General features: G+C 56.9%; 25 protein-coding genes. 12 read left to right on the forward strand and 13 right to left on the reverse strand.

Annotated elements, in window-relative coordinates; translation table 11 throughout:
* Nucleotides 1–136: 136 nt before the first annotated feature.
* From FXB40_RS13570 to FXB40_RS13585, 4 genes are all read right to left on the reverse strand, one after another.
* On the reverse strand, nucleotides 137–1,660 hold the full coding sequence (locus FXB40_RS13570; protein WP_148772691.1) for a S8 family serine peptidase: 1,524 nt from the start codon (nucleotides 1,658–1,660) through the stop codon (nucleotides 137–139).
* 15 nt (nucleotides 1,661–1,675) lie between these two features.
* Nucleotides 1,676–2,551 carry a phosphatase PAP2 family protein gene (locus tag FXB40_RS13575; RefSeq protein WP_148772692.1) on the reverse strand — a complete coding sequence of 292 codons (876 nt, stop codon included), beginning with the start codon at nucleotides 2,549–2,551 and terminating at the stop codon, nucleotides 1,676–1,678.
* Between the two features lie 187 nt (nucleotides 2,552–2,738).
* Nucleotides 2,739–4,517 carry an adenylate/guanylate cyclase domain-containing protein gene (locus tag FXB40_RS13580; protein ID WP_148772693.1) on the reverse strand — a complete coding sequence of 593 codons (1,779 nt, stop codon included), beginning with the start codon at nucleotides 4,515–4,517 and terminating at the stop codon, nucleotides 2,739–2,741.
* Nucleotides 4,518–5,803: 1,286 nt separating this feature from the next.
* Entirely contained in the window at nucleotides 5,804–6,430 is a 627-nt protein-coding gene (locus tag FXB40_RS13585; RefSeq protein WP_148772694.1) for a hypothetical protein, read from the reverse strand.
* A 298-nt stretch (nucleotides 6,431–6,728) separates the two neighbouring features.
* Here FXB40_RS13585 and FXB40_RS13590 point away from each other — a divergent pair, with 298 nt between their 5' ends.
* The 5 genes from FXB40_RS13590 (at nucleotide 6,729) to FXB40_RS47905 (ending at nucleotide 9,998) form a co-directional block, all read left to right on the forward strand.
* Complete coding sequence (locus tag FXB40_RS13590) at nucleotides 6,729–7,034, forward strand: helix-turn-helix domain-containing protein (protein ID WP_246207588.1); 306 nt, start codon at nucleotides 6,729–6,731, stop codon at nucleotides 7,032–7,034.
* Between the two features lie 426 nt (nucleotides 7,035–7,460).
* Nucleotides 7,461–7,742 carry a DUF6074 family protein gene (locus FXB40_RS13595; protein ID WP_148772695.1) on the forward strand — a complete coding sequence of 94 codons (282 nt, stop codon included), beginning with the start codon at nucleotides 7,461–7,463 and terminating at the stop codon, nucleotides 7,740–7,742.
* Nucleotides 7,739–8,314 (forward strand): hypothetical protein, encoded by a 576-nt coding sequence (locus FXB40_RS13600; RefSeq protein ID WP_148772696.1) that lies wholly within the window; start codon nucleotides 7,739–7,741, stop codon nucleotides 8,312–8,314. The genes FXB40_RS13595 and FXB40_RS13600 overlap by 4 nt, the downstream gene beginning before the upstream one ends.
* A gap of 1,282 nt (nucleotides 8,315–9,596) precedes the next feature.
* A complete protein-coding gene (locus tag FXB40_RS13605; protein WP_148772697.1) occupies nucleotides 9,597–9,788 on the forward strand; it encodes a hypothetical protein in 192 nt (63 codons plus the stop codon).
* Between the two features lie 57 nt (nucleotides 9,789–9,845).
* Nucleotides 9,846–9,998, forward strand: a complete 153-nt coding sequence (locus FXB40_RS47905) for a hypothetical protein (RefSeq protein ID WP_187436862.1) — start codon at nucleotides 9,846–9,848, stop codon at nucleotides 9,996–9,998.
* 1,389 nt (nucleotides 9,999–11,387) lie between these two features.
* Here the strand turns inward: FXB40_RS47905 and FXB40_RS13610 are convergent.
* A complete protein-coding gene (locus FXB40_RS13610) occupies nucleotides 11,388–11,633 on the reverse strand; it encodes a helix-turn-helix domain-containing protein (RefSeq protein WP_148772698.1) in 246 nt (81 codons plus the stop codon).
* Nucleotides 11,634–11,863: 230 nt separating this feature from the next.
* Between FXB40_RS13610 and FXB40_RS13615 the strand changes: the two genes are divergently transcribed.
* Together FXB40_RS13615 and FXB40_RS13620 are read left to right on the forward strand one after the other, a co-directional pair.
* Nucleotides 11,864–13,270, forward strand: a complete 1,407-nt coding sequence (locus FXB40_RS13615; RefSeq protein ID WP_148772699.1) for a hypothetical protein — start codon at nucleotides 11,864–11,866, stop codon at nucleotides 13,268–13,270.
* A 369-nt stretch (nucleotides 13,271–13,639) separates the two neighbouring features.
* Nucleotides 13,640–15,454 (forward strand): alpha/beta fold hydrolase, encoded by a 1,815-nt coding sequence (locus tag FXB40_RS13620; RefSeq protein ID WP_148772700.1) that lies wholly within the window; start codon nucleotides 13,640–13,642, stop codon nucleotides 15,452–15,454.
* Nucleotides 15,455–15,477: 23 nt separating this feature from the next.
* On the opposite strand, the gene FXB40_RS49140 is transcribed toward FXB40_RS13620, so the two are convergent.
* Entirely contained in the window at nucleotides 15,478–15,615 is a 138-nt protein-coding gene (locus FXB40_RS49140; protein WP_246207590.1) for a recombinase family protein, read from the reverse strand.
* A gap of 170 nt (nucleotides 15,616–15,785) precedes the next feature.
* Complete coding sequence (locus FXB40_RS49145) at nucleotides 15,786–15,995, reverse strand: recombinase family protein (protein WP_246207592.1); 210 nt, start codon at nucleotides 15,993–15,995, stop codon at nucleotides 15,786–15,788.
* Between the two features lie 804 nt (nucleotides 15,996–16,799).
* Here FXB40_RS49145 and FXB40_RS50660 point away from each other — a divergent pair.
* The 5 genes from FXB40_RS50660 to FXB40_RS47910 all read left to right on the forward strand — a co-directional run bounded on the left by FXB40_RS50660 (nucleotide 16,800) and on the right by FXB40_RS47910 (nucleotide 18,682).
* Nucleotides 16,800–16,898, forward strand: coding sequence for an H-NS family nucleoid-associated regulatory protein (locus tag FXB40_RS50660; RefSeq protein WP_488226139.1), 99 nt, complete (start codon nucleotides 16,800–16,802; stop codon nucleotides 16,896–16,898).
* Between the two features lie 128 nt (nucleotides 16,899–17,026).
* Complete coding sequence (locus tag FXB40_RS13635; protein ID WP_148772701.1) at nucleotides 17,027–17,404, forward strand: hypothetical protein; 378 nt, start codon at nucleotides 17,027–17,029, stop codon at nucleotides 17,402–17,404.
* Between the two features lie 126 nt (nucleotides 17,405–17,530).
* Nucleotides 17,531–18,151: a hypothetical protein gene (locus FXB40_RS13640; RefSeq protein ID WP_148772702.1), complete on the forward strand. Its 621-nt coding sequence runs from the start codon at nucleotides 17,531–17,533 to the stop codon at nucleotides 18,149–18,151.
* 92 nt (nucleotides 18,152–18,243) lie between these two features.
* Nucleotides 18,244–18,507 (forward strand): hypothetical protein, encoded by a 264-nt coding sequence (locus FXB40_RS13645; protein ID WP_246207595.1) that lies wholly within the window; start codon nucleotides 18,244–18,246, stop codon nucleotides 18,505–18,507.
* A 37-nt stretch (nucleotides 18,508–18,544) separates the two neighbouring features.
* On the forward strand, nucleotides 18,545–18,682 hold the full coding sequence (locus FXB40_RS47910; protein WP_187436863.1) for a hypothetical protein: 138 nt from the start codon (nucleotides 18,545–18,547) through the stop codon (nucleotides 18,680–18,682).
* Nucleotides 18,683–18,700: 18 nt separating this feature from the next.
* Here the strand turns inward: FXB40_RS47910 and FXB40_RS13650 are convergent, their stop codons facing one another.
* The 6 genes from FXB40_RS13650 to FXB40_RS13680 all read right to left on the reverse strand — a co-directional run bounded on the left by FXB40_RS13650 (nucleotide 18,701) and on the right by FXB40_RS13680 (nucleotide 23,920).
* Nucleotides 18,701–19,039 (reverse strand): KTSC domain-containing protein, encoded by a 339-nt coding sequence (locus tag FXB40_RS13650; RefSeq protein ID WP_148772703.1) that lies wholly within the window; start codon nucleotides 19,037–19,039, stop codon nucleotides 18,701–18,703.
* 237 nt (nucleotides 19,040–19,276) lie between these two features.
* Nucleotides 19,277–19,537 carry a hypothetical protein gene (locus tag FXB40_RS13655; RefSeq protein WP_148772704.1) on the reverse strand — a complete coding sequence of 87 codons (261 nt, stop codon included), beginning with the start codon at nucleotides 19,535–19,537 and terminating at the stop codon, nucleotides 19,277–19,279.
* A 428-nt stretch (nucleotides 19,538–19,965) separates the two neighbouring features.
* A complete protein-coding gene (locus tag FXB40_RS13665) occupies nucleotides 19,966–20,988 on the reverse strand; it encodes a hypothetical protein (protein WP_148772706.1) in 1,023 nt (340 codons plus the stop codon).
* Nucleotides 20,988–22,115 carry a hypothetical protein gene (locus tag FXB40_RS13670; RefSeq protein WP_148772707.1) on the reverse strand — a complete coding sequence of 376 codons (1,128 nt, stop codon included), beginning with the start codon at nucleotides 22,113–22,115 and terminating at the stop codon, nucleotides 20,988–20,990. The genes FXB40_RS13665 and FXB40_RS13670 overlap by 1 nt, the downstream gene beginning before the upstream one ends.
* Nucleotides 22,116–22,145: 30 nt before the next feature.
* Nucleotides 22,146–22,724 carry a hypothetical protein gene (locus FXB40_RS13675; RefSeq protein ID WP_148772708.1) on the reverse strand — a complete coding sequence of 193 codons (579 nt, stop codon included), beginning with the start codon at nucleotides 22,722–22,724 and terminating at the stop codon, nucleotides 22,146–22,148.
* A gap of 461 nt (nucleotides 22,725–23,185) precedes the next feature.
* A complete protein-coding gene (locus FXB40_RS13680; protein ID WP_148772709.1) occupies nucleotides 23,186–23,920 on the reverse strand; it encodes a metallophosphoesterase family protein in 735 nt (244 codons plus the stop codon).
* Nucleotides 23,921–24,043 lie beyond the last annotated feature (123 nt).

Raw genomic sequence — 24,043 nt, forward strand, 5'->3', positions numbered from 1 at the left:
CCACTGATGCCTCCATCATAGGCTCCGGCTCTATTCAGCACCTCGGCCTAGTATCGGTTACGCTCAGATGGGCGGACGTCGACTGATCTACAGGCAATGATCTACGCTAGTGAAGCTTCGGCGCCCATGAACCATGTTACGGCATCACCCCAAGTTGTTGGAGTGCTGCGAGGGGATCTATAATTCCGTATCCATAGTCATGGTTATAGACGCCGCCTGGGTCACCGCCGTTCCCCTGCCGGCCAGTCGATCTGAGTGAATCAAACAGTTGTGCAGGTGGCACCATTACGGGCGTAACTTTGGTACGTATCGCCGCGATGCATCCTGCCGCTATCGGGCAGGCGGTAGAGGTGCCGCCATCTGCCGATCTCTCACCAAAGACCTGCGATCCCAAGTAATGTGTGTAGGCTGTAACGTCCGGCTTGTCCGGTGTCGGTCCCGGCGCCATAAACACCGCAGGCCCTTGTGATGAATAGCCAACGCGAAAATCGTGCACGTCGCATCCCGCAACAGTAAGCGTTTCAGCGTACGCGGCAGCACCCCTGATAGATCCGGCGGAGAGATGGAGAAAGGGCGGCGAAGGACATGGCAGGCCGCCGTTGCCGGCTGCGAATACAATATCGGCACCGAGTTGGGATAGAATCCACACCAATACGTGAAATGGATGATTCAGATTATCGATGTATCGGCGCGGATCGGGCGGTGGAAAGTCCTCTTCACACGGATGGAAGATGGTCCAGCTGTTGTTAACGACGAGCGCCCGGTACTTCGCCGCTGATCCGGCCAAAATGTTGTGAATCCAGAAGTGGATAAGTTTGCTATAGGCGTCCGCTGCGGCGCCGACCGTGCCCCCGACGGTGTGGTCGCCTGGCGCGCGCGCGCTCAAATGCGGATAATCGAGCAGCGTTGCCTTCGGCGCGACGGCTAAGACATTGTACGCGCACATGGTGCCGTGATCGATCCTGTGGCCGCCGGGCGGCGTCGCCATCCTGTCGGGTGTCCAGGAGTTCGCCACATCAAGCATTGGCGGATCGGCCGGCAGCCTCTGCGGAAGCGGGAATCTCGGCTGAGGTCGCGTGAGCTCGGACGCTCCCGTGAGAAGATTTATTCTGCTGAGGTGCGGGAGAAAAATGCCGCTGTCGAGCATCGCGACTGCGACTTTGGAACCGTCGAGCCCGTAGGCGCCCAGGCGGTCAACCCTGAGCTTAGCTCGCGCATCGTCGATTGTACCTAATGGATCATCATTGGGACACAGCAGCGACGCTGCTGTCCGAGGATCGGAATACAATTTCAGGTCAGATTTGCCATCCTTGCCTCTTATAGTCAGCGGGATCGAAGCTGGACCGCTTGCCAGTACAAATCCGCGAATGGTGAAATATTCGGAATTTTCGGGCAGGAAAATACTCAAGCCGGCATGATCGAGGCTGATCCTTTCGTTCTCGAAATCCAGTGTGTCCGGTTGAAAAGGGCCTAACGGAACCGCATAGAACGACGTGTCCAGAACAAACTCTGACGGGAGTAAGGATTCTTCACTCTCCACGACACGAGGCGGCTCGTTGTTCACCAGATTTGTTGCGAGATCGACCAGCCACTGCTGCTTTTTCCCTTGTCTTCTTAGCACTGCAAGAACGCGAACGTAGTCCGGACCAGGTTTATCCATGAGAATCCCCTGCAATCACTGGTTCGTTCCTGGTGGTGGGAGTGGATCCACCACCCATTCGCTTCTTAGAACGAGTTCGTTCTTCACCTTCGTGTAGGTCGGACACAGATTGAGGAGGGGAAGAATCCTGTCGGCCACCTTGTAGCCTTCAATGACATCACTTTCATAGTGCAGACCGGCGATGACGCGATTGAACCCGGCACGTCGGGCAAGCTCCATAAGTGCAGCAGTTCGGTTTGGCACCACCTCATCGAGGCAAATCGAGGTCAGACGGCCGATCAAAGCGTGACCCGCCGGATAGGACCCATGGCCGGGGACTGCGACCGGCGGAAACAAGTTGGGAGAGACTTGTGATGGACGCGGGCGATCAAACTGGCGCTTGAGGACCATCATCATGGTCTCGCCCACTCTTGCGGCAAGCTTCATGAGCAGGAATGTGCACGGATGCGTGCTCGCATCCATCATCAGAAGTTGCAGCCAGGATAGCTGAAGATTCTGATCCTGCTGAATGATCTCACCGAGCGCCTCCGGTCGCTCGGTGACCGCCAATATCAGCATGCGGCCGATGTCAATTGCAGTGATGGGAGCGGGTGCCGGCAGGGTGATATTTTGCCAGGCAAAGGGGTGAGGATCCGCCGCGTTGATCTTTGGAAGTGTAAAAAATTCGGGCAGGATTGTTAGCGCCCACAGATCTGGATCCCAATATCGCTTAGGGAAATCGGGGTATCTCGCGGTGTCGTTCAACGGTACGGCGAAATCCGCAAACGGTTTATCCGCCCGCATGGCAAAAGTTGGGACGCCACCGCCACCACCTTGCCAACCACCCCCTTGCCAACCACCACCTTGCCAACCACCCCCTAGCCAACCACCACCTTGCCAACCGCCACCCATGTTGCAATCCTCCCTTGCGCAAAATCTGCATTCAGGCTTTGAAGAATCTAACGGTCGTCAGTAAACTCTCGTATCCCGTCGATGCTACTCCCTCTTGAGGCACATCGGCTTGTGAAATAGATCACAGGTCTATTGGTATATTCCTCTACGTACGACAGGCAGATGAGCAAGCAGGTAGAACAGGAAACTACTGAGGAAGTCCTGCGGATTGCAGTCTGCCGAGCAGCTCGTTTCGCAAATCAGTCTGAAGCGGACACCACTTTTCATAATTCGACAAACGAAAGCCGGGATTGACCTCAAGCAGGGTCCGAGCGAAATGCCGAGCCTCATCGGTTTTGCCAACGGCGACCAAACTAGCGATAAGCCAGCGCAGATTTGAGCACAGCCGAGGGTTAAGAGCGGCGCTCTTTTGTCCCCAGACAATCGCTTCGTCGTGGGTGCCATCAACGTAATGAGCTAGGGCCAGGAACAGCAGGTAAAAAAACGATTGCTTATCGACCGGCGACAATCGCATCCCTTTTTCCGCACGTTTTATTGCTGACTTCGTTTGCCCGGTATACGAATAGACGCCGCTGCTGAGCGTCCAGGCCATAGCATTGCCAGGAGCGACCTCGAGCGCGCGATCGAAAAGCCGGACGGAGTTGTCGTAATCTCGAAACAGTACAGCTTTGGTATGAGCTAAAATAGCGAGGGCAAAGCCATCACCGGGGTCACGATCAACCGCGGCCGCGGCGAGCTTAGCCGCTGCGATCGAATCCGCTTCCTGATTGGTGGTCCAACCCTGGTTGATATTGTGGACCTGCCACAGCGCTGCGTAAGCGTAGGCAGTTGCGTAAGTATCGTCAGCGGCAATGGCCTCCCGCAATACTTTTCCCGCTAGCGCAAAATCGGAAGGGATCATTCTATACAGCAAGTCGATCGCGCGCATCAGGAGGTCGTAGGCGTTCATGTTCTCGGGACGTTTTCGCATCACTAACTTCAGCTCGGCCTCGCGCACGTGCGGCGCGATGCTCCACACGATACGTGTTGCGATGCGCTCTTGTAGATCAAACAAATCCGATAGATCACCGTCGTATCGGTCTGTCCATATTACGGAGCCCGTTTCGACATGCGAGAGTTCTGCGCTGATCCGCAACTTGCTGCCGGCGCGGCGCACGCTCCCACCTAACACATAACTGACCCCCAGCTCCTGACCAATTTTCTGTAAATCGGTCGGTTCGTGGCGATAAAGTAGCGCAGAGGTGCGCGAGATAACGAGCAATCCTCGAACGCTCGCGAGGGTGAATATGATGTCGTCGACCATCCCTTCACTGAAATAAGATTCTTCCGGATTTTCACTGGGCGACCGAAATGGGAGAACTGCGATTGACGGCAACTTGGCACGCCGAGGCAATCGCGACGCATGATCTATTCCAGGAATGCAAATTGAATAGGCATGAACTGGTTGCGATATGTTCTTTAGTTCGAGTTCTCCAATATCCTCAACCAAAACGTCCATGGTTGACTTTACAGAGGCGAGGACGGCGGCCGAAATCACGATGCCACCAGGCGGTGAAAATTGTTCGAGCCGGGCCGCCACGTTGACGCTGTTCCCGTAAATGTCTTCGGATTCGGTGATAACCTCTCCGACGTTCAGACCAATGCGCACTCGTATCTTGCGATCAATGGGTAGAGAAGACTCACTTGCGACCAGCTCGCGCTGAAGTTCTACTGCACACCGAACAGCATCCACGGCGCTATCGAATGATGCCAAAAATCCATCACCCGTGTTTTTTATGATAGCGCCTCGATAGGAAACCACACAGGGATCGATCGTTTGGACGCGCAAAGCGCGAAGGCGGACATGCGTATCCACCTCACCAGCCTCCGTCAGCCGGGAGTAATCGACAACGTCGGCGGCCAAAATGGCCATCATCCGCCTGACCACTTGGGCGGACGTTGTTAACGTGGCGACTGCACTGGCCATCCGGGTGCTCCGCGGTGCCCATCTGTAATACTATAGCGTGTTTCCCGTGGCCATGCGAGTAATACACCAGCCAGTTATGCAACCTGCGCGCCTTAATTAGGGATGTCCGGCTTGGATCAAAAGGATGTCAGTCCCAATAGCGGAAGTGTGGCTCGCGAGTGTCTCAGGTTCTCCAAAAGATTTCCCTGCGTATTACGGCGTCTTGTAGGGCGATAATCGACCGTTCAAAGTCCGGAACTAACCGTGTTTGTACACATAGACTGTTGGTAAATGTCCCACCCAAGGAGCCGACAACGCATCACGCTTTCCACCGAGAACCCAGAAGCTTCAACATCATCGAGTTAGGGCGAAAGCAGTCCTCACATCACGAATGTCTCTGGACGCCTGCAACATCTCCGCCGCCAGCGCCAGCGGACAACTATTTCGTCGGGGCTTGTCCCTCGGCGACTTGCCGGTCGGAGACAGTCTCCCTACTGGCGTCGGGGCAAAATCTTCCCAGCAGGTATACTGTTGATTTGCTGAAGGCATTTGCCGAGGAAGATCGACCCCAACCCGGTTCGACGCATTGCTGAAAGTATTTTCGAATGCTTCCTCTGGACCAGTCTTACTGGCTTATCCCGGCTCAGGTCCGCAGGGCGGTTCCGGACATCCTGATGGTCGCCGTTTTCGTTATCGATTAGGCCCCGGCCGCTTCGCCTTGCCCCAAGGCGCGGCGTTATCGTATTGGCGGTACTGACTTCCGAACAGGACCGGCGCCATAGCGCGCAACTATCGCTAACCACGGCATCTTCGTGCGTTAGCGCATCGAGACCGGCGCCCGCGCGCGCGTGCTCCCAAGCATCTCGAGGTCTCGACGTCGCAAGACCCGAGGACGGTTGCGGGGATGGACAATCGCAATCAGCTTTATGACCGCTAGCGTCGGTTTCAGCGGACCGGTCTTCCCAAGCTCTGGTCCTGCCGTGACCGTTGTCTCCGCTCGGGCCGGAGCGTTGCAGCTGACCACAGCGCCTGCCGCATTCTTGCCCAACAGCAAACTGGTGCGCCATCTCAGTTGGGTCACAAGCAGACCAAAACGCTCAAGCCCAGCGACTTCGGGTTTCACTCTTGAGGCAGAAATTTATCGAGGTTCGCTTGGAAAAAGGTAGCAGCGCAGTATTTCCAGTCCAATTCGTAGATTGTGACCGTAGCTATCGCCCCGCGCGCCGAAAAACGCCAAACATTCAAGACAATGTGGAGGATGGAGTATCCGTCAAAAGAGCTCGCGTAGCTCATTGAAGGTGGGGCTTTTACTTGCCCGGCTTCTTTATCAACCGCTTTGGGCGACTTCTCGGCTTGTCCAAAAGTCCAGCGTAGTCTTTCACGAGATCTTGGAATTGTTTACTTTTCCGCCAGCGGCTGACGTTCGATGGATCTACTTTGACTTGAGCTGCGACTGTTGCTGAACGAATATGTTTGTTCTCTGCTATGAGGTGGGCCGCCTGCTCGCGTGCAACATACCGCGCAATGTCCTTTGGTGACGGCGGAGTCAGACCTAACTGTAAGAAGATGAGCTTTCTCAGCCACGGACCGGGCGGAGTCTTCTTATGAGCTTGCAACAGGTCAAATGCGACCCATGAGAGTAGTGCCTTGGAGACTGCTTTCCCGTGCCTTACAGCCGCGCCCTTTGCGCTCTTAGTGCGCTGAGCCTCTCTAACCAGCCAAGCCGACACAGCCTCAGCGACTGTTAAGGGCAGAATGTCCGTTGTGTCGTGCGGAATCTGTTCTTCTTTTCCCGAACCTATGGAAAATTTGTAGTCGCTTAGATCGACGCCCTCAAATTCTGGATCCCAGTGAACCGGCGCATGGGGAGTCGTTTGAGCCGCGTGCAGCAGCGCTGGAGGAACGCGCCCCCTCCGCGCCAACGCAGAGTACATTGAGGCTCGCTCATCCCAATAGAAGAAGCCGACTAGCTGCTCCGGGGTGGTAAGGGCGGGGCGGTTCTGTGTCATCGCTTTGCGCTGCCGTGCGCAGAAAAAATTGGATGCACGGCGGCAGCAATCATTCGTGCAGCCGTTTTAGTTCGCGCATGAGAGGCATTTGAAGCAATTCTCGTTAACGCCGAGTTTCTGAACAAGCAGAGTTCCCGAAGATGCTGGACTGACATCACCTCAGCAGCGCTGAAGCGGCACTTAAAGGCTCGGTGTGGGGGCGCAGCAAGCAACGAGGTGACACGTGGAGAACAGTTGCTCGGTTTCGGTCTCCAAACTGATCAAACAGCAGGCGATAATGAAAAACTGTGCAGGCTTTGAGAAAATTAGCGGCGTTGGCAGTTCCGACGGGCAGGGGCTCGTGGTGAGCGTCAATGAGTGCATGAAAGCTTTGAAGATCGGCCGAGCGACGTTGTATGAGCTGATTAATCGAGGCGAGCTCGACAGCTACCGCCAGGGCCGCTCGCGCAAGATTCTGTGGCGCAGCGTCGAGACCTACATCCAGCGCCGTTTGCAAGAGGAAGCCCGGCGTCGCGACTGCGGTGGCTAGAAGAACTGAGAGGCTCCGGAGAGATCCTCGTGGAGCTACGTCCGTTTGGGTGAGAGCGGACTCAGAGCATTTGCCATCAAGAACTCCATGCTGCTGCGCTAGCAAGCCGATCTAATGGTCGCGCTCGCACGTGGGTGGCTCCTGGGGCCCACACGGTAAACCGCGAAGCCCACGCAGGCCGTGGAGATGAGGCGGCGGCGCGGCATCAGCGAAGAAGTCGGCGCAGACGGTGCGAGGCTGCGTGAGATCGTAGAGAATGGAAGGAAAGCAACTTGATGATTAGCCGGGTGGCGCTCCCTAGCGAAGGGACCGAATTCAGAAAAATCAAGCTCTTAGGAATAGGTTTGGGGAAATTGCTTTGCATTGGATTGCATGGCCCTTTTTCGCCGTACCCCAAACTCCAGATCATTTCCTGGGAGGGGCCCGATGCGCGGATTTTGTGAAAAGCGCCGGTCCGTGGCCGAGGTGGTGCCGTTTCCCTACCGTCACCGGCGCGCCTTCATCGAGCGCCAGGCGACGCGCGCCGCCGAACTGAATCCCGACGCGGGCCAACGCCACGTCCGCACTCAGATTCAGATCCAGATCGATGCAATGCGTCGCCGCGGTATCAGTGAGGAGCTGATCCTGCGCGAGGCCCGGTGCATGGAAAGCGCGATTCGAACCGCCCTATGGCGCGCGGTGATGCAGCCTCCGGGGCACGCGCAATGAGTCGCCGATCATCATCGTTCAGCGGCCAATTTGCGGGGCGCCTTGTTGAAATGCTGGAATCATATGCCTATCGGACCCTGAGCCTCTCCGCCTTGCGCTTGATCAACCGAATCGAGATTGAACTTGCACACCACGGTGGACACGACAACGGACGCCTGCCTGTTACATTCGATGATTTCGAGCACTACGGCATTCACAGACATGCGATCGCGCCAGCCATGAGGGAAGCGGAGGCGCTCGGGTTTATCGAGGTCACTGTGAGGGGCCGAGCTGGCAGCGCGAACCGTCGATCTCCGAACCTCTTTCGGCTGACTTTTCGACCGGTCAAGGGCGCCAGGAACGATGGCACGCACGAATGGCGACAAATCAAAAGCGCCGAGGAGGCGGAAGCACTTGCCCGCGCCGCTCGTCTGGCCAAAGCAGAATCTCTGAGGGCGGAAAACGCCAAGAGCGACCCCCGCAAACCGCACCACAACTCGATAGCCTATAGTGCGGAAATCGTCACTACGGGGGTCAGTACGGAAACCACCACTACTAACTATATCTCGGGGAGGGGACGCAGTGTTGCTTGATCGATCAACTGCGGTCGCCTCGCTCAACAAGACGAGTGTGGCGCGCCAATTCGGCGTGGCGCCGGAGGGCGGGCCGCGTTCGAGGCCAAGCTCAAGCGGCCCGCGCCACTGGCAGAGGCGGCTGCGTCGTGAAGCGGGATGCAGCCGTGATCCCGTGCGTCGCATTCATCATCACGGCGGCGCTCGCGGTAGCCATTCATTTCGCCATCGAGACGACCGCCAGCGCTGTGCCACCATCGGCGCCGAGTGCGAAAGACGGACTTCGGCGTCAAGCCGGACGGACCCATGTGAGGCTGCCGTGAGGTCCTGCGCGTCCTGGGCGCGATCTGGACGTTGTGCGGCTATGGCCTACTTCGATCGGCTCCGGCCGCCGCGCTCAGGGCGGTCGCCGACCTCATGATCCAGATGAGACAGGTTGACCTTGAGACACCCAACCCACGTGACACGGGCGTGATCTAGCCCGCAAGGATGCCCGAGCAATGCTCGGAGCATGCTGGGAGCATTGCATGAGCATAGGACGACATGGACCGCTTTTCTCGCCCCCGTCAGACGCCGGAATGGCTGCATCAGGGGGATAGAAGCTGGGCGCTCAGTATCCGACGTTGTGTGCAGCAATCGGCCATCGCCGGAGCTGCTGACGTGGCACCCGATCGTCGAGGCACCGATCCCGCCGGCCGCGAGCATCCTGACCGGCTGGCGCTAACCTGCCTGATCTCAGCGCGGGCTTCGCGCGCTATGTCGAGCAGACCGGCTACGGCCGCGGCGCCCGAGACATCGCCCGACTCATGATCGAGATGAGACAGGGCAGCTATGAGACACCCGAGCCCTGGGATCGTGGCGACATCTGACCGGCGGTAGTACCGCCGGTATAACCGCAAGTAGCACCGCCGGTTGAACTGGCGGTTATAGGAGACGACAATGGGTCATACGCTAGGCGGCGGCATCGGCAACATGGTCGGCAGTGACGACCACATGAAGAAGAGCTGATCTCCGATTTTCGCGATCTCTGGCCCAGCGGGCGGGCAGCCATGGCGGCAGCACCGGGAACGACCTCAACCGCTTCTTTATGGCTTGTGCCAGCTCCTTATCGCAGGGGTGAGACAGTGAGTCAGCGCGCTGACACAGGTGTCTCATGGGACAGTCGCCGCAATGTCGATGCGCGATTCGGTATTGATTTTCGTTACTTACTGGCACATCGGGCCTGTGAGACAGGAGATGAGACATCGGCCTCAATCGAGGCCAGGCTTAACCCGCCCGCGCCGCCGGCAGTGGTGGCAGCATCGTGAGCCGGCTCTGGCGCGTTCTTGACCGGATCTGGAGCGCGTTCGGCCTCGTGCTCGTGTTCTGCGCCGGCATGTCGGCGGGGCAATGGATCGGCTTCGGCAAGGGCGTCCGCGCCATCGCCGACCTCGTCATCGAGATGAGACACACGAGCGTTGAGACACCTGACCCGTGGGATAGGGGCGAGATTTAAGCCAACAGGAAGCCAGTGGCTTACCCATTGGCATAGCCAATCGCACAGGAGACGAACGTGGACGAGATCGACCGCAAGCGGCCGGAGTGGGTAGCGCAGCCCCGGCCCGGTCAGGACTGGCCTGACGACCTGTTCGGCGAGCTGGACGGCACGAAGTGCGGCTGGGGACCGGCCATGTCAGCCGCGATCTATCGATTACCGCCGCAATAACATCGCGAGGGACGTCGGTGTCACTCCGGACAAAGTGCGCATAGACATTGACTTCATCGATAGGCTGGCAATGCGGGCTACGTGCAACGAGACGCCCCACTGGCTGGCCCCGAATGTGTGGCCAAGAGCCTGCCGACCTGGCCTATGCCGTGCTCGATGGATCCCGCAATGGCGCCCGATCGCCAAGGCGCCGATCCGCCACTGGACGGCCTGCCGAGCTACTGGACACGGCCCTGTCTTATCCAGACAGACACCCGTAGGCGGACACCGGCAGCTTTATGGCAGGCTTAGCGCGGTACGTGACCAGACCAGCCGCGGGCGCTCGTGGCAAAAAACAACAGCCGGTGGGTCCGAACGGACAACCGCCCGGTATACCGGACGGTCAACCGACCGATCCGCGCGTCGTTAAGGAGCGCATCACTATCCTCGACCGGCAGCCGCAACTAACCGACGGTGACCGTTTCGCCAGCGACCTTCAGCTAACCGTGCGCGAGACGGTGAGTCGCCGCGGTGACTCACCCTTGTCTCATGAGACAGTTGCCGCAATGCCGATGAGCGATCCCGCTCTGACCTTCCGTAACTTACTGCACTTCGAAGCTGTGAGACAGGAGATGCGACATGCGAGCCATGAGCGGATCGGTAAGACGGCGAACCTGATCAGGTGCAGGGCGGGCGTTCGGACCGACTGGGTGCTGGAGCCGATGGGGGCCTGGACGCGGCAAGCCCGTCCCGGAGCAAATTCATAGCCTCAGCAGCTCTCAGAGCGACTGCCAGAATTATGGCTACTCGTCAGGCTTTCCTGCCAAAAGCCCATGAAGTGACTCAGGGGGGTCATGAGGTTGGTGAAAAGGTCCGAGGTATTCTGCCAGCCGGCGCAATCCTATCGCCATTCCGATCAGGCGGGCCGCTTCAAGATCGTGCAAATTCGGTGTACACGCCCATCCATCGCATTGGTCGGCAAGATGTTGCATCTGCGAGCTTGATAACAAGCCTAGTGTGCCTGCTGGAGGTACTGCGAAGAAATCGATGAGGCCAAGTACGTCCGCCCTCGGGATTGGCTTCTCCGGTGCGCCCCCTCGATGGATGATGACCTTCAAGAAGTCTGGGAGTTTCCACATTCTGCATCGCCGCTCAGCTTTGGCTTCTTCGAGAGCGCCTTCTCTGATAAGCGTGAGCTTACTTTTCAACCGGGGGATCTCGTCGGCTGACGAGCAAGCCGCGATGTTCTCCGTGATCTGAGCGTACCTATGCGCGCAGAGTTGAATGTAATATTCGGGCTCGAATTTTCTGACCACAAAAAAATCCCGCCAGCACAATGGGTGATGCCGATCGGGGCGGATCAGATCGGTGCTTCTCGTTAGCTCAGGTTCACGCCCATCTCGCAGGTAGTCAGCTTCCCTTCGATCTTCGAGTCCTCCTCGTCCCTTCAGCGAAAATTTCCTGAAAACTCACGCCTAGCGCTTGCGAGACATGCCAGAGCGTTACGATGGTGGCGTTGCGGGTCCCAAGCTCAAGACCGCTTACGTAGGACCGATCGACGCCCAAGCGATTGGCCAATTCTGCTTGTGACAGCCCAGCGGCAATGCGAAGCCGCCTAACGTTGCCTCCAACCAGATGTCGCACGTCCTCAGCCATGGACACAATGCGGCAGACCGTGCAATAGATTGCGACGCATTATAGTGCACATACAAAGGCATTCAGCGTGCAAAACAGCTCTTGCGAGCCTAGTTCTCTATTGCTTGCTTTCTTCGGTTATACATCCCGCGCAGGCGGGGATTGGCAAACCGGTTTGTCCGAAGAGCGGGCTTGCATAAGAGCACAAGCCGTGGTGGCTTCTCTTCGTACTCTGGGCCGGGGGGCCTTTTTTGAATTATTCCATTGCTGGCGCTCAGCCTGTTATTCGGGCTGACGCACGATCGCTTACATATATTCTCGCGCTGTCGCTTGCGGCCGCGTACTTCCTTGCGTGGCCGCTCTGGCGCGCCCAATTTTTCATTGAGATCTGGTTTACCGAGTCCTGGAATGCTTATTGGCAGGACGCGGCTGCGACATGGCTACCCATTTACCCGCCGCCCGACAAATTAGCAGGAAACAACTATCCGCCGCTGTCCTTTTATGCCGTCGGCTTTATCGGGAAACTCCTCCACGTCGATAACCTTTTTGTAGGACGCTGGTTATCCCTGGTCGGTTTGAGCGCCCTCGCAGTAGAAGTGTTCTTGGTCGTCAGGACCCTGACCGGGGAAAAGCTCGGGGCCGCCGTGGCGGCGCTTTGGTACCTCGCCATCATGGCCCGCAATTCGACGATCTATGTTGGCGCGAACGATCCGCAGATAGCTGGCCTCGCGATCATGGGCGCTGGCTTGCTTTGGTTCCTTCGACGAACCGAATTTGGCGGCTCGCCAACGCCTGCACTGATGTTGATGGTGGTCTCCGGATTCTGGAAGCATAACAACGTCGCTATTCCGCTGGCAGCGTTGGCTTGGCTGTGGTTGAGCCGGAGCAAGTATGCATATCGATCCACGGCCGCGAGCGCGGAGGCAGTGCTTGTCGGGCTCGCTGCGTGTGTTGTGGTCTTCGGACCGAACTTTATTCCTAGCCTTTTAGCACCCCGGCAATACGCATGGTCGAACTTGCTGGGCAACATCGGCCACCTGCAATGGTATGCGGTTGCTCTGCTGATCTGGGGCGCTTGGGCGGTACGCGATCGCAGTTCGCAACCGGCGAAGTTTACCGCGGTGCATATCGGCTTGGCTCTGTCCACGTGCATCCTACAGTGGCTTGGCCACGGCATATTCGGGAATGCCGAGTTCGATTCTATCTTTGCGCTCGCTATTGGATTGGGTGTTGCTTTCAATCGCGTGGAAACGAGCAGGTTAGCGCGGCGGATTGGAACAAACAGATGCAGAGACGCAATGATTGTGGTTCTGCTGCTGCGCCTTTTCCTCACTGATCGGCAGGAGACCGCGTTGCTCGTGCTTAGCTCCAAATTTCGCCAATCAATCTATATCAGTGAACGGAATGTATTGAGCGAAGCCGGCACCGTAGCGGTTACTCAAGGCGACGTGGCCTGCTTCGTGAAATTGGTCTGCCGGCAGGCTGGGAAGCCGTTTGTCGTGGACGAATTCAAGACGGACGAGCTCGTTGCAACCGGCCGCGCGACGCCGGCTGATATCGCGGCTCTGTTTAGGGCAAGCGGCATCACTTATCACCCTAAGACGCAAGCAACAGGTGCAGAAGTCGATACTTCTCTGTCGCATTGGTGGCGTTCCTAGGCATGCCCCAAGGTGCACCCCGAACGGAGTGTTTGCGCGGCGGCCGAATGATTTGACGCGAGTGGCGGCGCGGCCCCGAACCCGATCTCGTCCAGCGAAGGCTGTGCGGCTTGTGCGGGGGAGTTCCCGCATGTCCGGCATCCTGCCGCGGCTGTTCGAACTTCGCGCCGACTCACACCGGCGTCGGCAATCTTCGTATTGGTGAGACCTTGGTCGGCAACTTTGTTGGTGGTGAAGGCGCCGGTCGGTTGCGCCGACAGGAGGCCCCAAATCCAATCCAGAAGCCGAAAATTCGGTCAAGAGTGGATTGACACCGCCTATCTTCGAGGTTGCAATAGCTCCCTCTCGACCGCTCAGGAGGAGGCGCACGTGGATTTTCAATCACTTGCGGCAGACTACGAGCAAAACTGGGCTACCCTCGAAGTCCGTCCGATGCGGATCAACGAAGTCATGACGATCGCCGCCAAGGCAATCAAAAATAAGAGCGTATATCAGAAGATTGAGGCTCGCACCGATGTGCCTTGGTGGTTTGTAGCACTTGTTCATCATCGCGAGGCCAATTTCAATTTCGATGTTTACCTTGGCAACGGGCAACCACTGCACCAAGTAACTACGCTCGTACCCAAAGGACGAGGGCCATTTCCCTCATTTGTCGACGGCGCGGTGGACGCTTTGAGACTTCAGCAGCTAGGAGGCAAGACCGACTGGGGCGTCGCGAGGGCACTTTTTCGTTTGGAAGCCCTAAACGGCTTCGGTTACCACCGTCGCGGCATCAGGTCTCCATATCTCTACGGAGGGTCTCATCTCTATGGTCCACCCGAAGCGAAAGCCGGCAAAATTTTGGCAGACGGCACGTTCGATCCAAACGCAATCGATCCTCAGATTGGTGCGGCTGTGGTGCTCCGAGCGCTCATGGAGCTTGACAGCTCGATTAATCTCGATCCATCCACGGCGGATACCAAGCTGCACGAAGAAGGTGCAGCTTCACATCAAGCGCAGTCGCCTTCGGCCTCGAACAACGCAGATTCAACAGAACAGCTGATCGACAACCTCGTCTCGCTCATCGAATCCGATCCTGACGACGCTAGCGGAGCGCTCAATTCGGTCAGAGCAAAATTTCGGTCGGATGGTGTAAAGGAAGTACAAGAAGTCTTCTTTGCGACGAATCGAAAAGTAAATCCGAGCGTACCTTTTGGTCTCGCTGCAATCACAGCCGATCGGGATACTCAGCTCAAGTACGGCTATGCCTTGGTTGGCATTCCCATGTTGCATCTGATCGGCGCGATCGAGCGTCCTCAAGCACGCTTATTCGGGATGGATGAAGAGCGTCCCGATAGGCATTTTTCGATTTTGAGGCTCGCGGATCTAGCTGAAAATCGGTTCTTCAGAGCGCTCTCCTCCGATCAAGCAGCCGCCCTGGTGTTTGTGCATGGCTACAACACTTCCTTCGCGAACGCGATCTTTAGGGCGTCGCAAATCGCTTATGATGCCAACTTCTCTGGGAAAGTCGTGGTGTTCTCATGGCCCTCACGAGCCGCAATTGTAGACTACGATTACGATCGTGATAGCGCCGCAGGGTCTGCTGTGGGTCTTCTGCTCTCACTACTTAAAGACCTAAAGACGAAAGCTAAGGTTCAAAACGTATTTTTGGTGGCCCACAGCATGGGGAGCCAAATTGCCGTTGAGGCCCTCCGGAGAGCCGCCTTATCGCATGAGCACTTAAATGTCCGAGAGCTCATCTTAGCCGCTCCAGATATCGACCGAGACGTTTTCGCTTCAAGCGCCGAGTCGATCAAGCAAGCTGCGGAAGGTATAACGATTTACGCTTCGTCTGCGGATAAAGCGCTACAGGTATCCAAGTTCAAGGCGGGAGGTATAGCAAGGCTAGGAGATGTTCCTGAAGCCGGACCGCTCGTAATCAAAGGTATTGATCTGATTGACGTGACCGCCATTGGCGACGACATGCTAGCTTTGACGTTGGAACGCGGCGTCTTCCGAAAGTTAGCTGTTAAGCTGAAAGCGAACTTGTTGAACCACAGTATCTTCTCAGACAAACGCTCTGCTCTAGACGATTTGGGCCGCATCATCACGAGTCGACAGCGTCCCCCGCATGAACGAACCCCGACTCTAGAGCGGATGCCAGATAGAAGTTCACCGCCGGAGTACTGGAGATACCCGTACTAGAAGTCTTCCGTAGGCGCGTCAGATCACGCCAGCATCGATCGCACCGAGGACGGCGAGAACGTTGCGCCACGCTCGTTGCGATGGCCGAGCTTGTCCAGTTCTGCCGCGATATCGCGAAGCGATAAGCCTTCGTTGTCCAGCCGCTTCGCTGCGGCGATCATTGCTGCGATCTTCCTGCCCTGGTCCGAGTCCTCACCGCTTCTCTCGACCCAGCTCTTGCGACCCTCGACCTTGCCACCTGTCTTACGTCGCTTGCGCTCGCGAGCGCCTCGCAGTTAGGCAACCGTCATGGCCTTGTCGAACTGGGCAACCGCGCCGAGGATTTGCCGGATCAGCACAGCGGTTGGCGTGTCATCAACAAATGATCAGGCGAGTCGGCGGCGATCAAGGTGATGCCATCTGCCTGTAGACGCTTCCATCCCGTCTCTTGCACGATCAGATCGCGGGCAAAGCCGTTGGCAGTCTCCACGATGATCGTGCGGACGCCGTTGCTTGCGATCTTTTCGAGGACGGCCATGAAGCCCGGCCGCACGTCGATCATGTCGCTTCCAGCCACAGCGGGATCGTCAAATCAGGCAGCGATCTTGTACCCGGCCCGGTTGGCGTGCGCTTGGATCGCCTTGCGCTGGCGCACCATGCTGTCCTTGTCCTCGCCGACGTTCGAAGCCGAACTGGTTCTCGTGTAACCGATTGCGGGCTTCCGTTGGCGTTTCTCCCGATCCGACATATAAATACCCCCGTTCTGTACAAATATTTTGAGAAATCCTGCGCGTCCGCCGCGGCTCAAGGAGAAGCGTTTTCTCCAGGGTGAAGGCGAGGGGGCTGTGCAGCGGACTCGGCGGAACGGGGCTCATCCAAACTCGATCTATCAGCGGATTGAATTCTTGATCAAATCTCGGCCAGCGGCAAGGTTCGTTACGACCTACTACGGTGCGAACCTACGTATCGCGCCTCGCACTAAATCAAACGCGCAGCATGGTGTGGAGATAACGCATGTTTCTTATCTTCCTGAGAACGTTTGCGGATTTTTATCCGGGGCGGGCAGGTCGGGGCACTAAATAGCAGCAAATTCCAGGAGAGTGCAGACCTTTGCGTGACAATTGCGTGCCACATCAGCCCCCTTTGTGCTCGTTGCGTTCTGAGCCTTTCCAACGCTTCTTAAGCGGAGAGGTGCCACACGCAAATCGAAACGCTTTCAATCGAAGAACTCGCTTCACTCCGAGACAAGGTTATTCAAACCCTCGCTGACAAGGTTGCCGCGCGCCAGAAAGAGCTCTAGGCGGAGTCGGAACGGGTAGGGGCGCTCGTCACCTCAAAACCATCCACAGCGCGTCCTAAGCGGCCGGTGAAGTACCGTGACGGTGAGAACACCTGGACTGGAGTTGGGACGATGCCGGCGTGGGCGAAGCTCAAGGGCGATAGTCTCGAACAGTATCGAGTATAGAAAGGAAAGCTGCCCCTTGTGGGACAGCTTCGAAGCAGCTCACATCAAATGACTGCAAGCGAAGCGTGCGCCGCCCGTGGCATCCCGTCAACGTTTCACGTACAAATTGTGAAACGATGGAGGACGATATGGGGCACGACCCGGAGAAGCTCAAGGCGTTCTGGGAATATTGCGAGTCTTGGAAAAGTTTGGCCACGATGCAAATGGTTGGCCACGCGGCAGGATTAGCCTATTGCATCAAGGTCCTCGACAGCGCGTCCCCTCGATATAACACGGGAGCATTCATAGTCCTGTTCGGGATTGGCCTTCTGCTGGGCGCCCTGTTTTTTCTCATAGTCTCGATGTTGAAGGCGGGGATGACAACAGCAATCGTAGCGCAAGAGCCGCCAACGAATGACTTGGGCGACAAGGCAACGTATTACTTTGGTCTTCTCAGCTTATGGGGATCGAGCGCGTGCTTCGCCGCAGCGATTCTGCTGTTCATTTATCGTTTTTCGGTAATGTAATGGGCCGCTGGGTCACGGTCCCAAGAATAGTGCGTGTTTGAACCCGTGTCTTGTCGGACAGTCAGCTATCGAGGCCCAGCCATCGGGTGGGCGGGGCTGTCTGATAAGCGCCTCGGCGGGGTGACGATGAACGAAGATACGTTTCTTCAGAAGAACTACGAGTACTACCAAGCTTGGCATCATTGGCTAGGGAAAGCCAACAAGCTGAAGCGCGCCGCGCTGATCCTGTATCGGGCGGACCTCCCTGACCTGAAGCTTTACGATGAGGCTTATCATCGGGCCTTGGAGGAATTGAAGGGCAGAGAAGGGACGGCGGCGGTTCGTCACCCGCATCCCGATATGCTGCCGGCCTTCAGTCTGTTCGGCTCTGCGCTCGAAAGCATTTTCAAGGGCGTGATGGTCAACAATGACCCGAACTTGATCGGCGAACACAAGCTGTCCCAAAGCCTAAAAAGCCATGACCTCGTCCAACTGGCCGCGGACGCAGAGATAGCCCTGGACGACCGGGAAACCCGGCTTCTGGTTTGGGTGTCTGAGGTTGTGATCTGGAAGGCCCGGTACTCGGTGCCAACGAACACCAAATTCGGGGATGCCTTTTTTCACCAGCTCGACAACATCTCCCTGGCCAATGCTGAGACCTGTATCTCGCTGCTGGAGGGGATATTCGAGCGGGCGCGATCGACGCTCCCGCCACCGCTTGAAAGGGCCACCGAAGGGTTCGATGTTCTGGTCTCGTTGAAGGAATAGCGTTGTTCCACGTGGACCGTCCTAGCCCTAGCGGCTGGACTCTTTGCCCTAATTTGTTCACGGTATGCCCCATCCAAATCACGGGGCGGGATATGCCGGACATCGACTTCATCCGGGGCGAAATCGAGCGCATGCGCGTCCAGGTGGGGCGCCAGCGGAAGGAGATCCTCCAGCTTCAGCGGGCAGGGATAGGGACGGCGTCGGCGGAAGCCCTCCTGTCGCGGATGCAGGCCAAGATCGACGACCTGTGTGCCCAGCGGGACGCCCTGAAGGCGGGTCAGCCGGGGCCCTGTCAAAGGCAAGGTGCTCGGCCGGAGGAAGTGGTGAGCAAGACATCACGTCCGAAGGTCTGTTGAGGGCGAGTTCGTTCAAGGGGCTCACCAGGGGAAAATCATGAAAAAGCCGAAGAAGCTGACGGCAAAGCAGATGAAAAAAAACTGGGATAAGGGCGCCAAGAAGCGGGCGATGAAAAAGGCTGCTGACCAGCGAGCGTTCGCCAAGAAACTGGGTGTAGGGAAACCCAAAAAGTAACTGGTTGCGGGGAGGGGTTTAGTACGCCGGGACGCGATGCGTCCGGCAATCGTAGGGCCCGTCTTTGCCGGTGCCCTTGATCTTGGCGTTGTAGTAGCGCCCCATCGAATCTGCGGCCAGCCACTCATCAACAACTGACTTCGGCATTTCGCAGTAGTGGTAGTAGGTCGTTTTGAGTTGGACGATGACGTACTGATTTGATGCGTCGTAGCAGAGCCGGTTGACTACACTGCTTCGGGTGATGTCCTGGCAGGTGAAAGGTTTGAGATCCACCGAGCCGCGATATTTGACATCGACGGTTTCGGCGTCAGCCCAGGTGACGCTTAACAGGACGAACATGATGGGCAGGTAGCGCATCTACTTTTCCTTTCCGTGCGAGCCAGCGAGCGGCGTGACGATGGACGCCATTGTAACGATAAACGCGGTCAAGCACAGAAAAGAAGAGTAGTTGCGAGACGATACGCACTTCCTGAAATCTTCAAGCGCTTTGAAGGCTGGTGATGCAAATTCAGGGGTCTTCTCGACCTTCTCGACGACAGATACTACAAACGCGTCCTGAACTGGCCGTTCATGCGGCTCCATCAGAGCTTGCACTTATTCGTCGGCTTCTTCGGCCTCCCGAAAGGCGTCCATCATTTTCTGAAATTCGTCGTCGCCACTGCGACGCCCATCAATCCAACTGCCGCTCCGTCTATCGTCACTAAATCCACGTCTGACGGTCAAAGGATGCGGCTCGACACGTATCGATTCGAGATATGACCGGTTGGCTTCTTCGCTCAAATAATCGGATAAAGTCAAAATGGCCCGGCACAACTCGTCGCCACGGGCCTTATCCGTGTAGGTTATTACGCGCATCGCAACCTCACTAAAAAGCCCCGACTGCTTACGGGGCTGCTCTGGCGCCGAGGGGTAGGGGACGAAGCGCCAAACCTCTACAGCTTAGCGTTGCGTGGTGGGTCTGCCAACTCGCTCTTTCGCTTAAAGAGGATCAGTGGGCACGTAGGCTCAAGCTTGCCGGTCTTCAGGTATCGCCGGATATCCGGCACTCGGCTGGCTGGTACTTTGATTACGACCGTTGGCTCACGGTTGGCCAGTCCCTGCGGGGCGGCCGGCACCGATACGTTTACCGCCTCGGCCCATTCTTCGCCTCCAACAGCGTCATCCGGATAAAGTCGGACACTGAGACTGTGAGCTCGGCCGCTCGTTGCTCCAGCCCCTCGACCATTTCGGCCGGCGCGCGAACCTACGCTTTCAAGCATTAGGGCATCGAGAGCAGTTGATAGCTACCAGTCCTTCTTCTGGTTAGCTGCGGTGAGCATCGACTTAGCGCCGATATCGAAAGCCTTCACGATATGGCCATAGGGAAGCTTTACGGTCTCGGGGACCGTATCGTCTAAGGACAGCAGGTGGATGTTGTGCGGGTTGCGATTGACGATAATCGTTGGAATCTCTAGCCAGCCCTCAACTTGAAGATTGCCCCTCAAGGCTCTGCGCGTTGCGTTGGTTAGGATATCGACCAGCTCCAGACCTGGCTCCGGGTCCTTCGAGAACCTGAGGCTTTCCGACAAAACGAGACCGAGGTTCATCGGTCTCGGCCCACCGGGCTTAGGCTTCAACACCTTCTGATGAAACTCTGACACGGTATCGAACACAAACCGTTTCATGTGCGAGTAATCGCCGATCTTTAAGGATGCGATCGGGTCACGAGCGAACTTTGTTTGGAGGGCGGGTTTGATGAACATCGTCCACCATTTTTCCCACGGGGTAGGGATCGAATTATCGCCCTTGGCGTCTATGATCCAGTGGAAGTTCGTCAATTCCTCGGGCCGGCGTTGGGAATAATACATGGTGCCGTGCTCGATCACGGTCCTGACCAACTCAAAGATGATCGCGCTCTGGATATTGAGCTGAAGGCTGTAGGACTCCAGCTCGCGTCGAGCCTTCCAAATTGCATCGACTAGGGTCTGGTGGTGTTCCTCAGTCAGGTTTGCGGTCATGCCCTCCGCTCGGCCTGCCTGATTTTTGCGGATACCTTCTTCTGTATGTAGCCCAAGGTCGATAGCCGCTACCTCGAAGATCACGTCGTGATGCCGCAGGATCGGCAAAAGCTTGGCGATGTCCTTTTCAAGGAGCTTCTTACCCTTCACCTCGCCATTTTGGGTCGGAAGGGACTTCCTGACCTTCGCATACTCCTTCTCAAGGCTGCGCAGGCGCTTATCGGGGACGATGAGCGCGCCGATCATCGATATGCTGAGTGGCTGACCTATTCCGGTGAATGTCCCGGTTTCGTCGATGAAAATATGCATTAGGTCTCGCGTGAGACCTGACGGGACACCATGCGGACCCGTGATAAGCGCGCAGCTCGGTCAGCCTTGAAGGCTGCGTCTGAGACCAAGACCGATAGCAGGGCTTCCTCAACATCCCCTTGGTTCGAGTGAAAATCGAAGCGTGCTCTAGACCATTCGATGGAGTTGGTGATCGGCGGCTTTATGTCGAGAAAGCCGCTCAGCGCCATCCGATACAATATGGGGGCATAGGAGAAGAGGTTTCGACCTGAACGCTTTACTGTCAAGCTCTTCCCATCGACCGGGTTGCCGTGCAAAAAGTCATTGCGGACCCGATAGATTTCTCCGTAGATCCAGCATGCCAGATTGTGCTTGGTCTTCGAGCTGGTTGGTTTATATCGTCTGGCTTTTAGCTTCTTATGCCGCCATGCAATCGTGCCTAAGCGGTCATACACATCCCAAAGCCTCACCTTGTCTTGGCCGGTGTGTGTAAGGATTTCGAAGGCGCTTACCCAGAGTCCTATGTTTCGGCCAAGCGAGAAGGTGGTGAGGTCAACACCGGCTGGAATTCTCGATGCCGCAGCTGCCATGTTGAGCGATCGGAATAAGGCTCGGTCGGACCACTCGGGCCGTCTGGTGCCGTAGCGAACCCTCCACCGCTCTAAGAGGACGTTCAACAGAGGCGAGTCCAGGTCTCGTTGTTCAAAATCGAGAGCGGACAAAATTGGCGAGGTCTGGCCACGGAAGACCCGGACCTCGTGTAAGGCTACGTGAGCTGGGGTGTTGCACACCAAGTGCTGGTGTCCCTCGTGGTAAACCCAAGGGTAAAAGTCGAAGTAGTCCGAATATTGGACGTAATGCGAGCCGTCGTGAACAATCCCTCTGGCGCGTTGGATCGGAATGACCGAAAGGGCGATAAGGTCCCTAAAACTGGAGACAGCCTCGACCGACTTAAAAGTCTCGGGCGCGTCGGAGCTGAGTAAAAGAACTCCAGGCGAAACCTTTGCACCGAACGGGTCGGTGAATTTACCCAAGAACCGGCGAAACTGCGGATGGGCCGTTTCGTAAGGTTTCAAGAGATCGTCGGTGCAGGGGACAATCGCCATTTCGTCCGTGGTGACCGCGTGAGCCACCCGGAGATTGGGCATGAGGAATATCGGAGTCCAACCAGGCATCCGCTATTCCTCGATGATCGAAACGAAGCGATTGTAGGTAGTCCCATCGGGGGCGCTGTCGAGGTAGACCCGCATTTCCTCAGCGCTTTGCGCGCGCCGGGACATCAACACATGCTCTTCGGCTTTGTGGCGAACAATCATTCCTCCGCGGGGATCTTTCAGCAGCTCGGTCTCAAGATCGATAGCCGCCTGAGATTTCCTGAGGTGGTAGGAATATTTGTGAGCGCGCCGAAAGGGGAAATCCAAGATGAGTAGGTCACCGGCCGGATTGAGGTGAGGGCGCTCTGGCCGGTGTAAAGTTACGTCGGTCTTCTTGCCCTCGTGCGCTACCCACGCATGGGACATGAAAATGTCGTCGGTGCCATCGTTCACATAGCCAACAACAGGCGCTGTCCGAACGCCTTTGCTCAACAAATAGAGGTGCAGAAAGAAGGAGAGCCGATAGCACATACCTGTGGCTTCGGCGGGGTCAACATACCGCGTTACCACGCGTTGCGCGGCGTCCGCCACGACCTTCTCCTCAGGGGACAGGCTGGCGAGCCACGTTTTGAGTTCGGCGCCACGTCGTTTGGCTTGGCCCATGTGAGTCTCAATCGGAAGGCTGAGTTATACTCCAGGTTGTTATGGGAAAGAACAGCGGCAGAGCAGCGGAGCGAAGAGCGGACGGGATGCCGGTTGGTACTCCGTTTGAGCCTGGCAAGTCTGGCAATATGAGAAGGACGTCCTCAATTGGCAGGCTCCCAAATTCTGCCCATCAAGTTCGATGAGCTAACGCATTTCACCAAGAAGCAATTCTTGTACATGCTGAGCAGTCGGCGCGGCGCGAGGATCACCGCTCCTCCAAACTACTACAACCAAGCCGTTGGATTTTCGCCATACTTCCGTCGGCGAGCTTGGAGCTTTGTGGGGAGCTACGGTGAGGAGCTACGAGTCAGCGCAATTCGGCCGGCGTGAAGTCTTGAATCTCGGAAAACAACATAAACGCCCATCAAAGCAGATGTGCGGGTGGGCGGCTCGACAGGGTCATTTGTCAAGCTCATAAATCACGAGAAGCTCTTGGGAGTTCGCCGTGTTGCGGGCCGGGACTTCAGTTCAAACTTCAATCCGTCGCTATTGAGAAAGAACAGAGGCGCTGACTGCATCGGGCCAAACGCAGCTGCTGTGAGAGGTCCCCCGAAGCAGGCTCCCGTATCGAGGTTGACGTGATTGGCTTGAACTTCGGGAGAGCGCGTTGCCGTTGGCGTATGGCCGTGCACCACGAGAGCACCGTGCCACAGCCTTGAGGACAGGAACGGCTCACGGATCCACAACATGTCGTCTTGGGACTGGTCCTCCAAGGGAAGGCCGGGTCTTACCCCGGCATGAACGAACAACCTGTGCTTGTCGCGAACTTGAAGAGGCAGGGCTCTCATCCACGTGAGGTGCTCCGCCGGGAGATCGGAGGGGTCATCTACGCCGTAAGCATCCAATGTCTCTTCGCCGCCGTTCGCCCACCACTGAATGAGCTCGGCATCGGTGCGGCTCGGATCCGCGGCGCGGCAAAGCATATGGTCGTGATTCCCCATGAGGCAGCGGAATCGCGATGGGGCGCTGGCCTGCTCTCGCATCAGATAGCAAATCACCTGGTCAGAGGCGGGTCCCCTGTCAACATAGTCGCCTAGGAACAGAAAATCGTGCGCGATGTCGCGTGCGCTGCTTCGGCAGACGTCAAGTAGAGACCTGAGTTTTTCGAAACATCCGTGGATGTCCCCAATCGCGAAGGTCATACGTTCGTTCATATTGACCGCCCATTGCAAATCAATCTAGGTGACATCACCAGCGAGGCTTCGCCACGTAAATATTTTTTGTAAATGTTCCATAATGCGTAAATTTCTCGCGGCCTCTATTGAATATAGGAAGAT

The sequence above is a fragment of the Bradyrhizobium rifense genome (genome assembly GCF_008123425.1).
Taxonomy (GTDB): Bacteria; Pseudomonadota; Alphaproteobacteria; order Rhizobiales; family Xanthobacteraceae; genus Bradyrhizobium; species Bradyrhizobium rifense.